Genomic DNA, 20,597 nt, shown 5'->3' with positions numbered 1-20,597 from the left:
CACCTCGCCCCTACCGTCGGAGCAGGAGCGCGGCGGGGAGGTTCGAGTATGGCGGGGCGAGGCCCGCGGACCGGGAACGACGAGGCGGCGGACGACGCCGGACAGACGGGGGACGACGCCCTCGTACGCGTCTGCGACCCGGCCGGCCGCCCGCGCGGCACGGGTTTCGCGGCCGACCACCACGGCACCGTGATCACCAGCCACGAGGCCGTCGACGGACTGGCCCGGCTCGTCCTGCACGCCCCCGGCGACCGCACCTGCGTGCTGGGCGCCGACGCCGTCACACCGCTGCCCGGCCTCGGTCTGGCCCTCGTACGCACCGAAGGTCTCGGCCTCCGCCCGCTCCCCGTCACCGTGCGGGACCGCGTCGGGACCGGCACGTACGTCAGGATCGCCGCGGGCGGCTGGCGCGAGGCGCGCGTGCTGGGCTCCGCCCCTGTGGCGTACCCGTCCCCCGGCGACGCCCATCTCCTCCACGGCGCACTGGAGTTGGCGATCGGCACGGCGGGCGCGGACGCGCTCAGGCCGGGCGGCGGAGCGACCGGGGGGCCGGTCCTCGACGCCCGTACCGGCGCCGTGGTGGCGGTCGTCGGCACCGCCCCGCGCGCCCGCACCCCGGACGGCACCGCGCCCGGGGAGACCCCGGCGGGCCATCGGGCGCCCGGACTCGCCGTTCCCCTGCGGCGCGGCGCGGGCCCGCTCGCCGAACTGCTGGCCCGTAACGCGGCCACCGTGCCCGCGTACGGCGCCGATCTGAACCTCGCGGGCGCGCTGGAGCTCACCGCGACCTCGGTGGGCTCGGACGGGCCCCGCCCGCCGGTCCCGTCCGGAGCCGTGGGCGCGCAGCCCGGAATCGTCGAACGGGCCGGCGTCGGCAGGGAGTTCGCGGCCTTCGAGAGCGGCCCGGCCGTCGTCCTCGGGCTCGTCGGCCCGCCCGGCAGCGGCCGTACGACGGAACTGGCCGCCCTCGCCGCCCGCCGCCTCCGGAGTCCCGAACCGGCTCCCACCCTCTGGCTGCGCGGTGCCGACCTGCGCGCCGACGACATCTCGGTGGCCGACGCGGCGGCGCGTGCCCTGGAACGCGCCGGCCGGATCGTGGCCGCGTCGCGACGGGGCCACGGAGCGACCGGGACGGCGGCCGCGCGGCGGGCCCCGGCCGACACGAGCGTGCTGCCTCCCGAGGGATACGGCGGCGAACTCGGCGACATCGCGCCGGATCGCCTGGCCGGGTCCGCACACGCCGCGGGCAGGCCGCTGCTGTTCCTCCTCGACGGCCCCGAGGAGATGCCCCCCGAACTCGCCCACCGCCTCCCCGCCTGGACCGAGGCGACGGCGGACTGGCTGACCCGGACCGGCACCCGACTCGTGGTCGCCTGCCGCGCGGAGTACTGGGAACGGGCCGGGGCCGAATTTCCCGCGGCCCTGCTGCACCGCCCGGCACCGGACCCGGACGGCCGGCGGACGCCGGCCCCGGACGGACCCGCGTCGCCGGACGCCGGCGGGACCCTGCCCGCGTGTGTGCTGCTCGGTGATCTGACCGAGGCGGAGGGGCGGCTGGCGCGGGCGCGTGCCGGGATTCCGGACGGTGTCCTCGTGCCGGCCGACGCCCGTCGTCCGCTGGTGCTGCGCCTGCTCTCCGAGGTGCGGGCCGCGCCCGTGGACCTGCCGTCCAGGCAGCTCGACCGCGACGACGTGTTCGCCGCTCACCTCGACCTGATGTGCCTGCGCGTCGCGGTCCGGCTCGCCGCGGCGAACGGACTGCGCGGCGCCGCCGTACGCAGGCTCGCGGCCCGTGTCTCCGGCCAGGTGCACGAAGCCGCCCGGCGCTGCCTGGGCCCCGGACAGGGCCAGCTGGACCGGGCCTCCTTCGAGAGCGTCTTTCCCTGGGGCCCCGCCCGGGGACCTCTCGCGGGCATCACCGGCTGGGCGTCCGCCGTCCTCACCGAAGGGCTCCTCGTCCCCGCCGGGGACGGCTACCGCTTCGCCGACGAGGAGCTCGCCGACTGGATCCAGGGCACCCACCTCGACCTGGACGCCGCGCTGGACAGCCTGGTCCACCGCAGGCGCGGCACCGGCGTCGGAACCGGCACGGATACCGGCATCGGCCTCGGCCGTACGGAGGCCACGGTGTCCGGCCGCCGGCACGCCCGCCGTGCCCGGTCCGCCTCTCCCGACGCCGGGGCCCGTGACTCCAGGCCCCCCGCCGACGGAACAAGCGCCCTTCCCGTACCCGGCCACAGGATCGGCCCCGTCGTCGAGACCCTGCTCCTGCTGGCCCGTCAACAGGCCACCGCCGAACTGGCACTCCACCTCGAGGACCTGGTCCACGCGGTCGGCGACCTGCTGCCGGAAGCGCCGGACCGGCTCACCGCCCGGCACGGCGACCCCCTCTGGTGGGCGACCCGCCTCTGCGCGACCGTCCTGCTCCGCGTGCCCGACGCGACCCCGTACCTCGGCGCGCTGCGGCTCCTCGCCGAGCGGATCGTGGTGTGGCGGCGGCAGGGCAGAGCCGTACCGGCCGCGTTCGGCCCGGCCTTCTGGGTGGAGCTGCCCGTCCCGGACACGGAACGCTTCGACCTGCTCAGGCGCCTGGTGGCCGCCGACCCCCGCCGGGCCCCGGCCACCGAGCCCCCGCACCCGGGCGAGGCGCCCGCCGCCCCGCGCCATCTCGACACCGTCTCCCGTCTCCTCGCCGCCGACCCCGTCGCCGTGCACCGCCACCTCACCCGCTGGTTCGACGACGAGCGGCCCCTGCCCGCGACACCGAACGCGACCGTGGCGACGGCCGCGCAGGCACTGCTGTACGCGCACCGGCGGCGCGCCCCGGACGACCTGACCGAGGCCCTCATGGCCGACGCCCATCCACGGGGCGACGAACTGCTGGCCGTGCTGGCCGAGGAGGAGCCGTCGGCCGTGTGCCGGGCGGTCGACCGGTGGGCGCGCGACGAACGGCCCGAGCGGCGTGCGGCGGCCCTCGCCCTCGGGCTGCGCGCGGCACCGTTCGCGGCCACCCCGGCCGACCGCGAGCTGCTGCGCCACGCCGCTCTCGGCCTGCTCGCCCGTCCCGCCGACCGAACCCTGCACGGCGGGGCGCTCGGCATCCTCGTACAGGATCCGCTCGCGCGTGCCCGTTGCCTGCCGCAGGCACTGGAACGCTTCGCGGCCGGTGACCCACGGCTGCCGCCGAGCGCGCCGGCCGCCGCGCTCGCCACCGACCCGGAGCCCGTGCTCGCCGCGTTCCGCGAACGGCTGCGGCGCCTCGGCCCCGACACGGGTGAGCTGCTGGGCGCCCTCGCCGACGTCACCACCCCCGCGCTGGCCCGCCCGGTCGCCGCTCTGGTGCGCGAGACCGTGGAGCTGTGCCCCGGAGTCGCCGCCTACGTGGCCGCGGACGTGGACCGGCGCATCGACCACGGAAGTGCTCCCCAAGGGGCGCTGTTCCCCCTGGTCAGCGGACTGCTGGAGATGTGCGGCCCGCCGGTGCGGAGCGCGCTCGCCCAGGTCCTCGCGTCGCCGGGAGACCAGGCGTCGGCCCCGCTGCGGCGCGAACTGCTCGATCTGCTGCTGGCGCACGAGCGGGATCAGGCCGTTCTCGGCACCGTGCTGAGGGCCGCCGCCGACGGCCTCCACCGCGGGGGCGAGGGACCCACCCGTGAGCTGGTGCACCGCGTCGGCCTCCTCCTCCTGCGCACCCCGGCCGGGGCCACCGCCTTCGACCGGGGCCTGGCCGACCTGGCCCGGCGTGTTCCCGGCTTCGCCGCCCTGGTGGACCGCTGGGTGACCGGCGCTCCCGAGAAGTGGTACGGCGTCGTCGGCCCCGGCACCCGCCACCTGATCGAGAACCTGGCCGGGGCACGGGCGCCCGCCTGAACCACGCCCACGCACCGGACTCCGCACCGCACCGGGCTCACCGCCGCGCGCCGGGCCGGACCCCGCACCGGGCCCGGCGGCCGCACCTCGTCGGACTCGGCACCGCACCCCGCGGCGCTGAGCGATCGGTCACAGCCTGATGCCGATGCAAGCCGAGAGCGCACGGCATGGCACCCTTAGAGCTGCGAATAAGGCAATCACGGACACGGGTTCGACAAGGAGCGGTCACAGTGCAGCGCTGGCGTGGCTTGGAGGACATCCCCGAGGACTGGGGGCGCAGCGTCGTCACCATCGGTTCCTACGACGGGGTGCACCGCGGACACCAGCTGATCATCCGGCATGCCGTGGACCGCGCACGGGCTCTGGGCGTCCCCTCCGTCGTGGTCACCTTCGACCCGCACCCCAGCGAGGTCGTCCGCCCCGGCAGCCACCCGCCCCTGCTCGCCCCGCATCACCGCCGCGCCGAACTGATGGCCGAACTGGGCGTCGACGCCCTGCTCATCCTGCCGTTCACCACCGAGTTCTCGAAGCTGTCGCCCGCCGACTTCGTGGTCAAGGTGCTGGTCGACAAACTGCACGCCAAGGCGGTCGTCGAGGGCCCCAACTTCCGCTTCGGCCACAAGGCCGCGGGCAACGTCGGCTTCCTGCGCGAGCAGGGGGAGACGTACGACTTCGAGGTCGAGGTCGTCGACCTCTTCGTGTCCGGTGAGGCGGGCGGCGGCGAGCCGTTCTCCTCGACCCTCACGCGGCGCCTCGTCGTCGAGGGCGATGTCGAGGGCGCGCGCGAGATCCTCGGCCGGCCGCACCGCGTCGAGGGCGTCGTCGTCCGCGGTGCCCAGCGCGGCCGCGAGCTCGGCTTCCCCACGGCGAATGTCGAGACCCTCCCGCACACGGCGATCCCCGCCGACGGCGTCTACGCCGGCTGGCTGCACGCGCAGGGCGAGGCCATGCCCGCCGCGATCTCCGTGGGCACGAACCCGCAGTTCGACGGCACCGAGCGCACGGTGGAGGCGTACGCCATCGACCGTGTCGGTCTCGACCTCTACGGCCTGCACGTCGCCGTCGACTTCCTCGCGTTCGTCCGCGGCCAGGCCAGGTTCGACTCCATCGAGGCGCTGCTGGTGGCCATCACCGACGACGTGAAGCGCTCGCGGGAGCTGATCGAGGCGTACGACGGGGAGTAGCCCCTCCTCCCGCCTTCCCTCTGTTCTCGCCCGGTCCCTCTCCGGATCCCCCGTACGTACGCGAAGACCCGCACCGTCCATGGACGGTGCGGGTCTTCGCCGTGTCCGGCCCCTCGGAGGAGCCGGCCGGACGCTACTGCTGCGGGGGTGCCGGAGGCGGCGGGTTCTGCCCCGGGTTCGGCGGGTAGGCCTGTCCGGGCTGGAACTGCTGCCCCGGCTGCGGCGGTTGCGGGTATCCCTGCCCCGGCGCCTGCGGATACGGCTGACCGGGCTGCTGCGGGTAGGGCTGTCCCGGCTGGGCGTACGGCTGCTGGGGCTGCTGCGGAGCCTGCCCGGGCGCCGGCTGACCCGGAACCTGCTGCCCGGGGACGTACTGCCCGGGAGCCTGCTGTCCGGGGACGTACTGACCCGGCATCGGCGGCGCGGCCACCGGCGGCGGGTTGCCGTCGTTCGTCCACAGCCCGTGCGACTGCTGGTGCCGCGCGAAGTCCTCGGCGACCATCGCCGAGAGGTTGAAGTACGCCTCGCGCACCTTGGGCCGCATCATGTCGAGGTCGACCTCGGCGCCCGCGGACAGATGCTCGTCGAACGGCACGACCACGACACCGCGGCAGCGCGTCTCGAAGTGGCTGACGATATCGTCCACCTTGATCATCTTGCCGGTCTCGCGCACTCCGGAGATGACCGTGATCGACCGCGAGACGAGGTCCGCGTACCCGTGCGCGGAGAGCCAGTCCAGCGTCGTGCTGGCGCTGCTCGCCCCGTCCACGGACGGCGTCGAGATGATGATGAGCTGGTCGGCGAGATCGAGCACCCCGCGCATGGCGCTGTACAGCAGACCCGTTCCGGAGTCGGTCAGGATGATCGGGTACTGCTTGCCCAGGACGTCGATCGCGCGCCGGTAGTCCTCGTCGTTGAAGGCCGTGGACACGGCGGGGTCGACGTCGTTGGCGATGATCTCCAGCCCGGAGGGCGCCTGGGAGGTGAACCGCCGGATGTCCATGTACGAGTTGATGTACGGGATCGCCTGCACGAGGTCACGGATGGTGGCCCCGGTCTCGCGGCGCACCCGGCGGCCGAGCGTGCCGGCGTCCGGGTTGGCGTCGATGGCGAGGATCTTGTCCTGGCGCTCGGTGGCGAGCGTGGAGCCGAGCGCGGTCGTCGTGGTCGTCTTGCCGACACCGCCCTTGAGGCTGATGACGGCGATCCGATAGCAGGACAGCACCGGAGTGCGGATCAGCTCCAACTTCCGCTGCCGCTCGGCCTCTTCCTTCTTCCCGCCCAGCTTGAAACGCGACGACGCGGCGGCCGGCCGGCCGCTCTTGACCTTCTGCCGCTTGTTGTTGAGCAGCCGGTCGGAGGACAGCTCCACCGCCGCGGTGTAACCGAGCGGGGCCGCACCGGGGTTGGTCGGCTGCCGCTGATCGTGTCGCACGGGCTGCGGCCAGGCGGTACCGGTCCGCGGGTCGACCGGGGCGGTCGGCGCGGCGGGCTGCTGCTGCGCCGGCGGCGGGCCCGGCTGGTGCGGAGCCTGCGGCTGCACCGGCGCCGGGTACGGCGGGGCGGTCGATGCCGGGGCCTGCGGCTGCGCGAGGTCGTAGCCCGGCTGCGGTGCGGGTGAACCGGCCGCCGACTGCGGGAATCCGTAGCCCTGCTGAGGAGCGGGAGCCGGAGCGTTCGGAGGCGGCACGGCACCCGGCACGGGCGGGGCGACCGGGGCGGGCCGGCCAGGCGCCTGCTGCTCCGGGGCCGGGGCCGGCTGCGGGAATCCGTAGCCGGGGGCCTGCTGCTCCGGGGCGTTCTGCTGCGGGAACCCGTAGCCGGGGGCCTGCGGGGCGGCGGGGTGGGCCGGCTGCTGGTCCTGGGGCGCGGTGTTCGGCTGGGGGAAGCCGTAGCCCGGTGCGGGGGCGGGCCGGCCAGGCGCCTGCTGCTCCGGGGCCGGGGCCGGTGCCGGTGCGGGCTGAGGGAAGCCGTAGCCCGGTGCCTGGACCGGCGGGGCCGCCGGAGCGGGCGGGCCGGGCTGCGGGAAGCCGTAGCTGCCCTGCGGGGCGGAGACCGGGTCCGGGGTGCCGGACTGGGGGAAGCCGTAGCTCCCCTGCTGAGGCGCTGCCGGGGCCCCGGGAGCGGGTGCTGCCGAGGGATGGGCGGCCTGCGGGGGAGCGGGCGCGGTGTTCTCGAATTCCGCCGGCGGTACCGGCGCGGGCGCCTGAGGCGGACCCGCGGGACCGGGAGCGCCGGGCGAGGACCACGCCGACGGCACGGGCTGCGGTGCCGGGGGCTGGAAGGGCTGGCCGGGCGCGGGCGCCGAGGCGGGCGGCTGGAAGGGCTGGCCCGGGGCGGGAGCCGGTACCGAGGCGGGCGGCTGGAAGGGCTGGCCCGGGGCCGGGGCCACGGGCGCCTGCTGCGGCATCGGCGCCTGGTACGGCACCTGGTCCTGCGCGGCCGGCGCGGGCTCCGTGGAGGCGGGCCAGTGCGGAGCCGGTGCGGGGGCCGCGGGCTGGTAGGCGGGCGGCAACGGCGGCAGCCCACCCTGCGGCAGCGGCGGCGGAGCCCAGGCGGGAGGCGTGTCCTGCACCCTCTCGGGCTCCTCCGGCCGGACCACGGGCACCGCGTCCTGGGGCTCGCTGCCGTGGGGCTCGCCGTCCTGGGGGGAGGCGTCCTGGAGCTCGAAGTCGACGGCTCCGGGGGCAGCGGCGTCCGTACCGGTCTCGTCGTCCGACGATCCCGGCGGCACGGCGTCGGGGGCCCCGTCCCGGGCTTCGCCGTCGGTCCCGGCCGGGGCGGCGTTCGCTTCCTCGGCGGACTCGGCGCCGGGGGAAGCGGCGACGGCGATGGCGTCGGCCGCCCGGTCCGCCACCGGCGCGTCGGCCACGCCGGCGCGCTGGGACTGGGAGGCCGCCTCCAGCGACTGATAGGCGAGCACGGGATCGATGACGGGCGCGGGCCCGGGAGCGGCCACGGGCTGGGCGGGCACCGGCTGCCCGGACCGGCCCACGTCACCCGGCCGGACCACGGTCAAGGCCGCGCCCGGGGCCTCGGCTCCGTCCTCGCCCCGCACCGTGCCGTCGTCACCCCGGTCGTCGCCTTCGCCTTCGGCGGGGCCGGCCTCGGCCTGAGTGTCCACGGCCGGAGCGTCCTCGGTCCCGGCGTCCTCGGAAGCCGTCCGTTCCGCGATCTCACGCTTCAGCGCGACAGCGGAGAACCGCATGGTCGCCCCGCTGTCGAGGTCCCCGCTCCCGGAATCCTGTACGCCGGGAGCGGCATCGGAGGCGACGGGCGGAGCGGCGGGCGTCCACGGCGCCGGGAATCCGCCCGCGGGGAGGTGCGGCAGAGCGCTCGGGCCACCGGCATCGGCGACCGGATCCGCCACGGGCGCGTGAGGCTGCACGGCGTCGGGCTGCACGGCGTCGGGCTGTACGAAGTGGGGTGCGACGCCGGGCTGTCCGGCGTGAGGCTGCACGACGGGCGGCAGGACGGCCTCGGGGCCGTCGACGGGCGCCGAGCCGGTCACCGTCACCGGAGCGGCAGACGGTCCGTCCGCGGCCGTCGCGTCACCCGCGGGTGCCGAATCCTCCGGCCCCGGCGACTCCCGCCGCTCCTCGGACTCCCCCACGTCCCCGGACTCCTTCGGGCCGTCGGATTCCTCCGCGTCCTCCGGACCCTCCGAGTCCCCCGCGTCGCCCGTGCCCCCCGAATCCCCGGAACCGGCCGAGGCGTTCTGCGTGTACCAGGCGGGCGGCGCGTAGTCGATGGTGAACTCGCCCGTCGTCTCGACGGCGGACTCGGCGTCGGACTGGTCATCGCCGGGCGTCGCCCAGCCCCCGCGGATCCCGTCCCGATCGCTGTTCACAATTCCTCCTGGTGTGGTCGAGCACCCTCAAGCCGTGCCGGGCCGACCGTCTGCTTGTCGTCCGCTGACGTTCACGGACGACCGAGGCCGCCCGAAGTGCGTACGAGACCGCCCGAATTGACCGGCCCCCCGGATAACGCGAGCCTCCCGTGCACGGGTTCAGGCGTCGCGCCCCGTCCCAGCCTAATCACCATGACTGTTCGCGGGGCAGGCCCGTCCACCGCACCGCTGCGACCCGTTACGGCACACCCTGCCCAGAAGTGGCGTACGTACGCTCACTATTGACCCCGTAAGCGGACAAACGACGGCACCCGGACGGTCACTTGCCGCACGGTCGCTCACTGGGTGTTCACGCGCCTCCCGCGGACGCGCCGCCGGGGCGGACAGACGAAAGGGCCGCCGCGGCATGTCTCCGCACCGGCCCCTGGGTTCCCGACGGCCCGCTACTCCGTGTGCGGACCACCCGCGTGCGGAGCCGGCTCGAGGTCGAACTCGCCGTCCCGCGCGCCCAGCACGAAGGCCCGCCACTCCGCCTCCGTGTACCGGAGGACCGTCCCCGGGTCGAGCGACGACCGCATGGCCACCGCGCCCCCGGGCAGATACGCGATCTCGACCCGCTCCTCGTGCTCCTCGGTGCCCGGCGCGCTCTCCCACGCGACACCCGAGATGTCGAGCGCGTAGAGCTCGTCCTTCTCCCGCTCCTTGCGCGCCTTGACGTCGTTCTCCGTCTCCTCGGCCATGTTCGCCGGCCCCTTCCCCACGTACGAATGACCTCTGCCGTCACCCTAGTGGCCCGGTCCGCGCCGTCCGGGAAGGTTCGTGGACCCGGACAGACGTATCCGCCCAGGCTGGTACCCTGTGTAACGGCCGTTTGTGTACGCACCCCCGGAGCGCTGCTCTGGAGGCCGCGCCCAGCGGATCCCCGCCTTCCGAGTCACGGAAGCTCCCCTGAGAATTCGACCAGGGGCACTCGGTGGCAGACACGAGACTACAAGGAGTAAGCGTGCCGCTCGACGCCGCTACGAAGAAGCAGCTCATCAGCGAGTTCGGTCAGAAGGAGGGCGACACCGGCTCCCCCGAGGTCCAGGTCGCCATGCTTTCGCGCCGGATCTCGGACCTGACCGAGCACCTCAAGACCCACAAGCACGACCACCACTCCCGCCGTGGTCTTCTGATCCTGGTCGGCCAGCGTCGCCGCCTGCTTCAGTACCTGGCCAAGAAGGACATCCAGCGCTTCCGTGCGCTGGTCGACCGCCTGGGCATCCGCCGCGGTGCGGCCGGCGGCGCCAAGTAAGACGCCGTGAAGGGAGCGGTTCCCACTTCTTGGGGGCCGCTCCTTTTGCTGTATGTGCTGCCTCAGGTGCTCTCTACGTGCGGAGTGTCACCGACGCTTTGTAGTGTGGTAGCACAACGCAATACGCAGGAAACAGCACGGACGAACACAGCGTGACGACGCCGTACCCGCCGGGTAGGGCATCTCACGACAACGAACGAGGAGAAGCGCGCCCCATCGCCGCCGGTCCTCGGTAGTGGCCCCCGGGCGACAGAGCCCCGGGTGCTTCGATCGAAGACCGGCCCGCACGAGAAGGAGCGCTTCTCCGCCACCGTCCCCCTGCCACACGGGCAGGACGGGACGAAGACGAGGAGAAAACGCTAGTGGAGAACGAGACCCACTACGCCGAGGCCGTTATCGACAACGGTTCCTTCGGCACCCGCACCATCCGCTTCGAGACGGGCAGGCTGGCCAGGCAGGCCGCCGGCTCCGCCGTCGCGTACCTGGACGACGACACCATGGTGCTGTCGGCCACCACCGCTTCGAAGAAGCCCAAGGACCAGCTCGACTTCTTCCCCCTGACGGTGGACGTCGAGGAGCGGATGTACGCCGCCGGCAAGATCCCCGGCAGCTTCTTCCGCCGTGAGGGCCGTCCCTCCGAGGACGCGATCCTCACCTGTCGTCTGATCGACCGCCCGCTGCGTCCGTCCTTCAAGAAGGGCCTTCGCAACGAGATCCAGGTCGTCGCGACGATCATGGCCCTCAACCCCGACCACCTGTACGACGTCGTGGCGATCAACGCCGCCTCCGCGTCCACGCAGCTGGCCGGTCTTCCCTTCTCCGGCCCGGTCGGCGGCGTCCGCGTCGCGCTGATCAACGGCCAGTGGGTCGCGTTCCCGACGCACACCGAGCTCGAGGACGCCGTCTTCGACATGGTCGTCGCCGGTCGCGTCCTGGAGGACGGCGACGTCGCGATCATGATGGTCGAGGCCGAGGCCACCGAGAAGACGATCCAGCTCGTCCAGGGTGGCGCCGAGGCGCCGACCGAGGAGGTCGTGGCCGCCGGTCTCGACGCCGCGAAGCCCTTCATCAAGGTCCTGTGCAAGGCGCAGTCGGACCTCGCCGCGAAGGCCGCCAAGCCGACCGGTGAGTTCCCGATCTTCCTGGACTACCAGGACGACGTCTTCGAGGCTCTCAGCGCCGCGGTCACGAGCGAGCTCGCCCAGGCGCTCACCATCGCCGGCAAGCAGGAGCGCGAGGCCGAGCTGGACCGCGTCAAGGAGATCGCCGCCGAGAAGCTGCTCCCGCAGTTCGAGGGCCGCGAGAAGGAGATCTCCGCCGCGTACCGCTCGCTGACCAAGAAGCTGGTCCGCGAGCGCGTCATCAAGGACAAGGTCCGCATCGACGGCCGTGGCGTCACGGACATCCGTACGCTGGCCGCCGAGGTCGAGGCCATCCCGCGCGTGCACGGCTCGGCGCTGTTCGAGCGTGGCGAGACCCAGATCCTGGGCGTCACCACCCTCAACATGCTCCGCATGGAGCAGCAGCTGGACACCCTCTCCCCGGTGACCCGCAAGCGCTACATGCACAACTACAACTTCCCGCCGTACTCCGTCGGTGAGACGGGCCGCGTCGGCTCCCCGAAGCGTCGCGAGATCGGCCACGGCGCGCTCGCCGAGCGCGCGATCGTGCCGGTCCTGCCGACCCGCGAGGAGTTCCCCTACGCGATCCGTCAGGTGTCCGAGGCCCTCGGCTCCAACGGCTCGACGTCCATGGGCTCGGTCTGCGCCTCGACCATGTCGCTGCTCAACGCCGGTGTGCCGCTGAAGGCCGCCGTCGCGGGTATCGCCATGGGTCTGATCTCCCAGGAGATCGACGGCCAGACGCACTACGTCGCCCTCACCGACATCCTCGGTGCGGAGGACGCCTTCGGCGACATGGACTTCAAGGTCGCCGGCACCAAGGAGTTCGTGACCGCCCTCCAGCTCGACACGAAGCTGGACGGCATCCCCGCCTCCGTCCTGGCCGCGGCCCTCAAGCAGGCCCGCGACGCCCGCCTCCACATCCTCGACGTGATGATGGAAGCGATCGACACGCCGGACGAGATGTCCCCGAACGCCCCGCGGATCATCACCGTCAAGATCCCCGTGGACAAGATCGGTGAGGTCATCGGCCCCAAGGGCAAGATGATCAACCAGATCCAGGAGGACACCGGCGCCGACATCACGATCGAGGACGACGGCACCATCTACATCGGTGCCGCCCAGGGTTCGCAGGCCGAGGCCGCGCGCGCCACGATCAACTCGATCGCCAACCCGACCATGCCGGAGGTCGGCGAGCGCTACCTGGGCACCGTCGTGAAGACGACGACCTTCGGCGCGTTCGTGTCGCTGCTGCCGGGCAAGGACGGTCTGCTGCACATCTCGCAGATCCGCAAGCTCGCCGGCGGCAAGCGCGTGGAGAACGTCGAGGACGTCCTGGCCGTGGGCTCCAAGGTCCAGGTCGAGATCGCCGAGATCGACTCCCGCGGCAAGCTCTCCCTGATCCCCGTGGTCGAGGGCGAAAGCGACGATGACAAGAAGGACGACACCGACCAGTGACGTCGAGTAGCTCCACGACGACGGCCCGCACCTCTTCGGAGGCGCGGGCCGTCGCCCGTACCCAAACCCTCATCAAGGGCGCGAACGGCATCGGCACGGTCCGCAAGACCACCCTGCCCGGCGGCCTGCGCATCGTCACCGAGACGCTCCCCTCCGTGCGCTCCGCCACGTTCGGCATCTGGGCGCACGTGGGCTCCCGCGACGAGACGCCGACCCTGAACGGCGCCACGCACTACCTGGAGCACCTGCTCTTCAAGGGCACCAGCCGCAGGTCCGCCCTGGACATCTCCTCGGCGATCGACGCGGTCGGCGGCGAGATGAACGCGTTCACGGCCAAGGAGTACACGTGCTACTACGCACGCGTGCTCGACACCGACCTGCCGCTGGCCATCGACGTCGTCTGCGACATGCTGACCGGCTCGCTCATCCTCGAGGACGACGTCAACGTCGAACGCGGCGCCATCCTCGAAGAGATCGCGATGACCGAGGACGACCCGGGTGACTGCGTGCACGACCTGTTCGCGCACACCATGCTCGGCGACACCCCCCTCGGCCGTCCGGTCCTCGGCACGGTCAACACGGTCAACGCCCTCACCGCGGACCGCATCCGCCGCTTCTACAAGAAGCACTACGACCCGACGCACCTCGTCGTGGCCTGCGCGGGCAACGTCGACCACAACAAGGTCGTACGCCAGGTCCGTGCCGCCTTCGAGAAGGCCGGCGCCTTCAAGAACGCCGAGGCGGCCCCCATCGCCCCGCGCGACGGCCGGCGCAGCATCCGCACCGCGGGCCGCGTCGAACTCCTCGGCCGCAAGACCGAGCAGGCCCACGTCGTCCTCGGCATGCCGGGCCTGGCCCGCACCGACGACCGCCGCTGGGCCCTCGGCGTCCTGAACACCGCCCTGGGCGGAGGCATGTCCTCGCGCCTGTTCCAGGAGGTCCGCGAGAAGCGCGGCCTGGCCTACAGCGTGTACTCGTACACCTCGGGCTTCGCCGACTGCGGCCTCTTCGGCGTCTACGCGGGCTGCCGCCCGAGCCAGGTCCACGACGTCCTCAAGCTCTGCCGCGACGAACTGGACCAGGTCGCCGAGCACGGCCTCTCGGACGACGAGATCGGCCGCGCCATCGGCCAGCTCCAGGGCTCCACGGTCCTCGGCCTGGAGGACACCGGCGCGTTGATGAACCGCATCGGCAAGAGTGAGCTGTGCTGGGGCGAGCAGATGTCGGTCGACGACATGCTCGCCCGGATAGCGTCGGTCACCCCGGACGAGGTCCGCTCCATCGCCCGGGACGTCCTCGGACAGCGCCCCTCGCTGGCGGTCATCGGCCCGGTCAAGGACAAGCAGGCGTCCCGACTGCACGACGCGGTCGCGTAGATCCCGTCTCGAATCCCGTCTCGGTAAGGAACGAAGCAATGAGCAAGCTGCGCGTGGCGGTCCTCGGTGCCAAGGGCCGGATCGGAGCCGAGGCGGTACGAGCCGTCGAGGCCGCCGAGGACATGGAGCTGGTGGCCGCACTGGGCCGCGGCGACAAGCTGGAGACGCTGGTCGAGGCCGGCGCCCAGGTCGTGGTCGAGCTGACCACCCCGGCCTCGGTGATGGGCAACCTCGACTTCTGCGTCCGGCACGGCATTCACGCCGTGGTCGGCACGACCGGCTGGACCGAGGAGCGTCTCGCACAGCTCGGCACCTCGCTCGCCGCGTCCCCGGAGACGGGCGTGCTCATCGCGCCCAACTTCTCCATCGGGGCCGTCCTGACGATGAAGTTCGCCGAGGTCGCCGCGCCCTACTTCGAGTCCGTCGAGGTCGTCGAACTGCACCACCCGAACAAGGTGGACGCCCCCAGCGGCACCGCCACGCGCACCGCTCAGCTCATCGCGGCGGCCCGGGAGCGCGCGGGCAGCGCCCCGCAGCCCGACGCCACGGTGACCGCCCTGGACGGTGCCCGCGGCGCCGACGTCGACGGCGTCCCGGTGCACGCGGTCCGGCTGCGCGGCCTCCTGGCCCACCAGGAGGTCCTGCTCGGCGGCGAGGGCGAGACCCTGACCATCCGCCACGACTCCCTCCACCACAGCAGCTTCATGCCGGGCATCCTGCTCGGCGCCCGCCGCGTGGTGACCACCCCGGGCCTCACCTTCGGCCTGGAACACTTCCTCGACCTCGGCTGAGCCGGGGACGTACGACAGTTAGCCGGCAGACATGCGCGCGAAGATCACCTATGCCATCACGGCCGCCGTCCTGGTCGTCTATTTCGTCCTGGTCGGCAGCCGGGGCGTGCTGCTCATCCAGAACGGCACCCTGATCACCGTCACCTTCGGGGTCGCGGTGCTCATCCTGCCGGTCATCGGCGTCTGGTTCCTCTGGCAGAACACCCAGTTCGTCCGGAAGGCCAACCGGCTCTCCGCCGTGCTCGACGCGGAGGGCGGACTGCCCGTCGACGAGCTGCGGCGCACCGAGGGCGGACGTATCGACCGCGACTCGGCCGACGAGGTCTTCGCCCGCCGCAAGGCCGAGACCGAGGACGCCCCGGACGACTGGCGGAGCTGGTTCCGCCTCGCCGTCGCCTACCACGACGCCCGGGACACCCCGCGCGCCCGCAAGGCCATGCAACGGGCCATCGCCCTCCACGAGGGCAGGACCCTGGAGGCCTGACCAGGCCGTACGGCGAAGGGGCCGGTCCGCACAGTGTGCGGACCGGCCCCTTCGCCGTGATGTCTCAGGCCCGGCGGTACTCGTCGGCCCACACCTCTATGACGTCCGCCGCCCGGTCGAAGGCCTCGGTGCGTGCCAGGAAGTCGGCGTTGTGCGTGGTCATCAGCGGCGGCACGTCCCCGGGCGCGCGGTCCGCGCCCACCAGCGTCAGGGCCTGGCCCTGGACCGTACGGGGCAGCCCCAGCCAGCGCACCGGCTGCTGCACCGTGCGCACCGCCACGACCTGCTCCCACGGGGTCGTCCGCGTGACGAAGAAGCCCACCCGGCGCAGCCCTCGGGCGCTGACCCACACCCCCATGCGCAGCAGTCGCAGCGCGCACAGGATGACGGCCGTCGCGCCGGCCATGCAGGCGGCGGCGCCGGGCAGCGTCCCGGCGACGGCGATGATGACGGCCGCGACGAGCACGTACGAGGCGAGCAGGAGGACGAGCGCGGCCGCGCCCACCCGCCATGGGCCGGGCCGGTAGGGGCGCCGCCAGCGGTCGCGGTCGTCGAAGGGCAGCGCGACATCCTCCGCCGCCTCGTCAAAGGCGCGGTCCGCCGTCAGGAAGGGCAGGGGCACGACTGATCCTCACTCGCTCCACGATGGGCTGTGCCCGGTGAGGTTATCGAGCCGGTTACCGGCTCACCACCCTCGGGGGTCCGGAAGAGTCAGCGGCCGTCCGACGCCACGGAGTGCTGCGTCTGCGCAGGTGACGGATCCTGGGACAGGGCGGGCATGCCGAGGACCAGGGCCCCGGCGATCCCGGCGGCCAGGGTGAGGCCGAAGAGGCACCGGCCGGCTATCTGCCCGGCGGAGGACCGCTCGCGGGGCGGGGGAGCGACATTGCTGCGGAACGGGTCGGCTTCGGCGGTGAAGGCGAACGGGACGGGCTCGCGCCGACGGAACATGGGCGGTGCTTCTCCTCTGGGGGCTTCGCCGGGCCCAGCGACGTGATCCGGGTGATCCGGTGACCTGGGCGATCCGGTGGCAAGTGGTGCGATCGGCTCGAACAGCTCGAACGCATCGCTCCCACTCATACAGACGGCCGAACGTTACAAGAGGTGCCCGGAATCACCGAATTCGCAGAAGTTCGCCGATGAATGTCGCGGCGGGCACCGAACGCCCGGTTGCGGACGCCGGACTGACGCCTGGCCGTAGAGTGGTCGCCGCCCGAGCCAGTGATGGGAAGGACCCCGCGCACCGTGACCGACACCCCAGCCGACGACCTCAAGCCCCTCTTCCGCAGCGATGTCACCGTCGAGCTGATCAAGCACACGGCCTCCGACGCCGACGTGCTGTTCGCCGCCCGTGTGTCCACCGCGGGGGAGCAGTCGCTGGCAGAGCTGCAGAAGGACCCGGAGCGCTCCAAGGGCCTGATCAACTACCTGATGCGGGACCGGCACGGCAGCCCCTTCGAGCACAACTCGATGACCTTCTTCGTCAGCGCCCCGATCTTCGTCTTCCGTGAGTTCATGCGGCACCGCGTGGGCTGGTCGTACAACGAGGAATCGGGCCGCTACAGGGAGCTGGAGCCGGTCTTCTACGTTCCCGGTGAGGACCGCAAGCTGGTCCAGCAGGGGCGCCCCGGCAAGTACGAGTTCGTCCAGGGCACCCCCGAACAGCACAGGACCGTCACCACGGCCATGGAGGAGTCGTACCGGCAGTCCTACGCCGCGTACCAGGAGATGCTGAAGGCCGGTGTCGCCCGCGAGGTCGCCCGCGCCACCCTTCCGGTCGGACTCTTCTCCTCGATGTACGCCACGTGCAACGCCCGCTCCCTGATGCACTTCCTCGGACTGCGCACCCAGCACGAGCTCGCCAGGGTGCCGTCGTTCCCGCAGCGGGAGATCGAGATGGTCGCCGAGAAGATGGAGGCGGAGTGGGCCGGGCTCATGCCGCTCACGCACGCGGCGTACAACGCCAACGGGCGCGTGGCGCCCTGACACGCCACTGAGCACCGGTCCGGCACAGATGTACGGATCATCCGAGCGAAGTGTCCGTATTGCGGCATTTCGCGAAGTTCATCTAGCCTGATCAAACGGACCCGGTACTGCTTGAACCCCCGAGCAGGCAGTGCCGGGTTCCACCTTTGTCATGCTTTGTCGTGTCTCCCGAGGGCAGACCGCGCGGTGAGCAGCGAGTAGCGTATTACCCATGGCTCCGACCTCCACTCCGCAGACCCCCTTCGGGAGGGTCCTCACCGCCATGGTCACGCCCTTCACGGCGGACGGCGGACTCGACCTCGACGGCGCTCAGCGGCTCGCGACCCACCTGGTGGACGCAGGCAACGACGGCCTGATCATCAACGGCACCACCGGTGAGTCCCCGACCACCAGCAACGCGGAGAAATCGGAGCTGGTACGCGCCGTGCTGGAGGCGGTCGGCGACCGCGCCCACATCGTCGCCGGCGTCGGCACGAACGACACCCGCCACAGCATCGAGCTCGCCCGCGACGCCGAGAAGGCCGGCGCGCACGGCCTGCTCACCGTGACGCCGTACTACAACAAGCCCCCGCAGGAGGGCCTGTACCGGCACTTCTCGGCCATCGCCGACGCGACCGAACTGCCGGTCATGCTCTACGACATTCCCGGCCGCAGCGGCGTCCCGATCAACACCGAAACTCTGGTGCGACTCGCCGAGCACCCGCGTATCGTCGCGAACAAGGACGCCAAGGGGGACCTCGGCCGCGCCAGCTGGGCCATCGCCCGCTCCGGCCTCGCCTGGTACTCCGGCGACGACATGCTGAACCTGCCGTTGCTCTCCGTCGGCGCGGTGGGCTTCGTCTCCGTGGTCGGTCACGTCGTCACCCCGGAACTGCGCGCGATGCTCGACGCGTACATCTCGGGGGACGTCCAGAAGGCCACCGAGATCCACCAGAAGCTGCTCCCCGTCTTCACCGGCATGTTCCGCACCCAGGGCGTGATGACGACCAAGGCCGCACTCGCCCTCCAGGGCCTGCCCGCCGGTCCGCTCCGCGCCCCGATGGTCGAACTGTCGCCCGAGGAGACCACCCAGCTCAAGATCGATCTTGGCGCCGGCGGGGTAGAGCTCTGACCACAGACTTCACAACTTAATACGCCCGACCGCAGGCCACGGGCCTGCACCCCACATAACAGCTACTGCACGAACGTCACGCGCGCCACGTGCCTTGCCAGGTACGTGGCGCGCGTGGTGAGGAGAGTCTTTTGAGTCATCCGCATCCTGAACTCGGCAAACCGCCGGTCCTCCCGAAGGGCGGCCTGCGGGTCACCCCGCTCGGCGGCCTCGGCGAAATCGGCCGGAACATGACGGTCTTCGAATACGGAGGCCGTCTCCTGATCGTCGACTGCGGAGTGCTCTTCCCCGAGGAGGAGCAGCCCGGAATCGACCTGATCCTGCCGGACTTCACGTCCATCAGGGACCGCCTCGACGACATCGAGGGCATCGTGCTCACGCACGGCCACGAGGACCACATCGGTGGCGTGCCCTTCCTGCTCCGTGAGAAGCCGGACATCCCGCTGATCGGCTCCAAGCTGACCCTCGCGCTCATCGAGGCGAAGCTCCAGGAGCACCGCATCCGGCCCTACACGCTCGAGGTGGCCGAGGGCCACCGCGAGCGCATCGGCCCCTTCGACTGCGAGTTCGTCGCGGTCAACCACTCCATCCCGGACGCCCTCGCGGTCGCCATCCGCACCCCCGCGGGCATGGTGGTCCACACCGGCGACTTCAAGATGGACCAGCTCCCGCTGGACGGCCGGCTCACCGACCTGCACGCGTTCGCCCGGCTGAGCGAGGAAGGCATCGACCTCCTCCTCTCGGACTCCACGAACGCCGAGGTCCCGGGCTTCGTCCCGCCCGAGCGCGACATCCAGAACGTGCTGCGCCAGGTCTTCGCCGGCGCCAGCAAGCGGATCATCGTGGCGAGCTTCGCCAGCCATGTGCACCGCATCCAGCAGATCCTCGACACCGCCCACGAGTACGGCCGCAGGGTCGCCTTCGTCGGCCGCTCGATGGTCCGCAACATGGGCATCGCGCGCGACCTCGGCTATCTGAAGGTCCCGCCGGGCCTGGTGGTCGACGTCAAGACGCTCGACGACCTTCCGGACCACGAGGTCGTCCTCGTCTGTACGGGATCCCAGGGTGAGCCGATGGCCGCGCTCTCCCGGATGGCGAACCGCGACCACCAGATCCGGATCGTCCAGGGCGACACGGTGATCCTGGCGTCGTCGCTGATCCCGGGCAACGAGAACGCGGTGTACCGCGTCATCAACGGCCTGACCCGCTGGGGCGCGAAGGTCGTCCACAAGGGCAACGCCAAGGTGCACGTCTCCGGACACGCCTCCGCGGGCGAGCTGCTGTACTTCTACAACATCTGCAAGCCGCGCAACCTGATGCCGGTCCACGGCGAATGGCGTCACCTTCGGGCCAACGCCGAGCTGGGCGCCCTGACCGGTGTCCCGCACGACCGGATCGTGATCGCCGAGGACGGCGTCGTCGTCGACCTGATCGAGGGCAAGGCGAAGATCTCCGGCAAGGTCCAGGCCGGGTACGTCTACGTCGACGGTCTCTCGGTCGGTGATGTCGGTGAGCCCGCGCTCAAGGACCGCAAGATCCTCGGGGACGAGGGCATCATCTCGGTCTTCGTGGTGATGGACGCCAGCACCGGCAAGCTCACGGCCGGCCCGCACGTGCAGGCACGTGGCTCCGGCATCGACGACGCGGTCTTCGCCGACGTCATCCCGAAGATCACGGAGGTCCTGGAGCGGTCGGCCCAGGACGGTGTGGTGGAGCCCCATCAGCTCCAGCAGCTCATCCGTCGCACGCTGGGCAAGTGGGTGTCCGACACCTACCGCCGGCGCCCGATGATCCTCCCGGTCGTCGTCGAGGTCTGACCTCCGGCAACGCCCCAACCTGGAGCGGAGCACCTCGATTTGCATCGTGGCGCTCCGCTCCAGTACGTTTACGTCTCCGCCCGAACGGAAACCCCGAAGCTTCACGCTCCGGAGGCACTCCCCGGACAGGGTGGAAATTCCGACTCAGAGAATCTGATAAAGTCGGAGCCGCCGGAAAGGGAAACGCGAGAGCGGATTACCTGGAAAGCACCGAGGAAATCGGATACGGAAACGGTCTGATAGAGTCGGAAACGC

At 72.0% G+C, this 20,597-nt stretch carries 14 protein-coding genes; 10 read left to right on the top strand and 4 right to left on the bottom strand.

The window, feature by feature from the left end; genetic code table 11:
• Positions 1-48: 48 nt before the first annotated feature.
• Together ACFYW9_RS12660 and ACFYW9_RS12655 are read left to right on the top strand one after the other, a co-directional pair.
• Positions 49-3,870 (top strand): serine protease, encoded by a 3,822-nt coding sequence (locus ACFYW9_RS12660; RefSeq protein WP_389148387.1) that lies wholly within the window; start codon positions 49-51, stop codon positions 3,868-3,870.
• A 230-nt stretch (positions 3,871-4,100) separates the two neighbouring features.
• Entirely contained in the window at positions 4,101-5,054 is a 954-nt protein-coding gene (locus ACFYW9_RS12655) for a bifunctional riboflavin kinase/FAD synthetase (RefSeq protein ID WP_351869838.1), read from the top strand.
• 133 nt (positions 5,055-5,187) lie between these two features.
• Here the strand turns inward: ACFYW9_RS12655 and ACFYW9_RS12650 are convergent, their stop codons facing one another.
• A complete protein-coding gene (locus tag ACFYW9_RS12650) occupies positions 5,188-8,904 on the bottom strand; it encodes an SCO5717 family growth-regulating ATPase (protein WP_389148383.1) in 3,717 nt (1,238 codons plus the stop codon).
• 443 nt (positions 8,905-9,347) lie between these two features.
• Positions 9,348-9,644 carry a DUF397 domain-containing protein gene (locus ACFYW9_RS12645; RefSeq protein WP_351869844.1) on the bottom strand — a complete coding sequence of 99 codons (297 nt, stop codon included), beginning with the start codon at positions 9,642-9,644 and terminating at the stop codon, positions 9,348-9,350.
• A 263-nt stretch (positions 9,645-9,907) separates the two neighbouring features.
• On the opposite strand from ACFYW9_RS12645, the gene rpsO reads away from it, so the two are divergent.
• The 5 genes from rpsO to ACFYW9_RS12620 all read left to right on the top strand — a co-directional run bounded on the left by rpsO (position 9,908) and on the right by ACFYW9_RS12620 (position 15,428).
• On the top strand, positions 9,908-10,198 hold the full coding sequence (gene rpsO, locus ACFYW9_RS12640; RefSeq protein WP_081219736.1) for a 30S ribosomal protein S15: 291 nt from the start codon (positions 9,908-9,910) through the stop codon (positions 10,196-10,198).
• Between the two features lie 362 nt (positions 10,199-10,560).
• Positions 10,561-12,777, top strand: coding sequence for a polyribonucleotide nucleotidyltransferase (locus ACFYW9_RS12635; RefSeq protein WP_389148379.1), 2,217 nt, complete (start codon positions 10,561-10,563; stop codon positions 12,775-12,777).
• The gene (locus ACFYW9_RS12630) at positions 12,774-14,153 is read left to right on the top strand and encodes a pitrilysin family protein (protein ID WP_326785149.1); all 1,380 of its coding nucleotides are present in this window, start codon (positions 12,774-12,776) and stop codon (positions 14,151-14,153) included. The genes ACFYW9_RS12635 and ACFYW9_RS12630 overlap by 4 nt, the downstream gene beginning before the upstream one ends.
• Before the next feature lie 38 nt (positions 14,154-14,191).
• Positions 14,192-14,944 carry a 4-hydroxy-tetrahydrodipicolinate reductase gene (gene dapB / locus ACFYW9_RS12625; RefSeq protein WP_326785148.1) on the top strand — a complete coding sequence of 251 codons (753 nt, stop codon included), beginning with the start codon at positions 14,192-14,194 and terminating at the stop codon, positions 14,942-14,944.
• Between the two features lie 31 nt (positions 14,945-14,975).
• Positions 14,976-15,428, top strand: coding sequence for a hypothetical protein (locus ACFYW9_RS12620; protein WP_351869856.1), 453 nt, complete (start codon positions 14,976-14,978; stop codon positions 15,426-15,428).
• Positions 15,429-15,492: 64 nt separating this feature from the next.
• Here ACFYW9_RS12620 and ACFYW9_RS12615 read toward each other — a convergent pair whose 3' ends face one another.
• Both ACFYW9_RS12615 and ACFYW9_RS12610 read right to left on the bottom strand, forming a co-directional pair.
• Positions 15,493-16,050 (bottom strand): PH domain-containing protein, encoded by a 558-nt coding sequence (locus ACFYW9_RS12615; RefSeq protein WP_389148374.1) that lies wholly within the window; start codon positions 16,048-16,050, stop codon positions 15,493-15,495.
• An 89-nt stretch (positions 16,051-16,139) separates the two neighbouring features.
• Positions 16,140-16,379 (bottom strand): hypothetical protein, encoded by a 240-nt coding sequence (locus ACFYW9_RS12610; RefSeq protein WP_351869862.1) that lies wholly within the window; start codon positions 16,377-16,379, stop codon positions 16,140-16,142.
• Between the two features lie 294 nt (positions 16,380-16,673).
• Here ACFYW9_RS12610 and thyX point away from each other — a divergent pair, with 294 nt between their 5' ends.
• From thyX to ACFYW9_RS12595, 3 genes are all read left to right on the top strand, one after another.
• Positions 16,674-17,414 (top strand): FAD-dependent thymidylate synthase, encoded by a 741-nt coding sequence (gene thyX / locus ACFYW9_RS12605; protein WP_351869865.1) that lies wholly within the window; start codon positions 16,674-16,676, stop codon positions 17,412-17,414.
• Positions 17,415-17,625: 211 nt separating this feature from the next.
• Complete coding sequence (dapA, locus tag ACFYW9_RS12600) at positions 17,626-18,525, top strand: 4-hydroxy-tetrahydrodipicolinate synthase (protein WP_326785143.1); 900 nt, start codon at positions 17,626-17,628, stop codon at positions 18,523-18,525.
• 131 nt (positions 18,526-18,656) lie between these two features.
• Entirely contained in the window at positions 18,657-20,342 is a 1,686-nt protein-coding gene (locus ACFYW9_RS12595; protein WP_351869871.1) for a ribonuclease J, read from the top strand.
• Positions 20,343-20,597: the final 255 nt, after the last annotated feature.

Source organism: Streptomyces sp. NPDC002698 (assembly GCF_042888945.1).
Taxonomy (GTDB): Bacteria; Actinomycetota; Actinomycetes; order Streptomycetales; family Streptomycetaceae; genus Streptomyces.
Note: the sequence above shows the minus strand (reverse complement) of the source record. Positions and strands in the feature narration are given on the sequence as shown.

Excerpts from the sequence above, each read along its gene's own strand:
- dapA (WP_326785143.1), top strand. The coding sequence starts at position 17,626 with ATGGCTCCGACCTCCACTCCGCAGACCCCCTTCGGGAGGGTCCTCACC.
- ACFYW9_RS12620 (WP_351869856.1), top strand. The coding sequence starts at position 14,976 with ATGCGCGCGAAGATCACCTATGCCATCACGGCCGCCGTCCTGGTCGTC.
- ACFYW9_RS12660 (WP_389148387.1), top strand. The coding sequence starts at position 49 with ATGGCGGGGCGAGGCCCGCGGACCGGGAACGACGAGGCGGCGGACGAC.
- ACFYW9_RS12610 (WP_351869862.1), bottom strand. The coding sequence starts at position 16,379 with ATGTTCCGTCGGCGCGAGCCCGTCCCGTTCGCCTTCACCGCCGAAGCC.
- ACFYW9_RS12645 (WP_351869844.1), bottom strand. The coding sequence starts at position 9,644 with ATGGCCGAGGAGACGGAGAACGACGTCAAGGCGCGCAAGGAGCGGGAG.
- dapB (WP_326785148.1), top strand. The coding sequence starts at position 14,192 with ATGAGCAAGCTGCGCGTGGCGGTCCTCGGTGCCAAGGGCCGGATCGGA.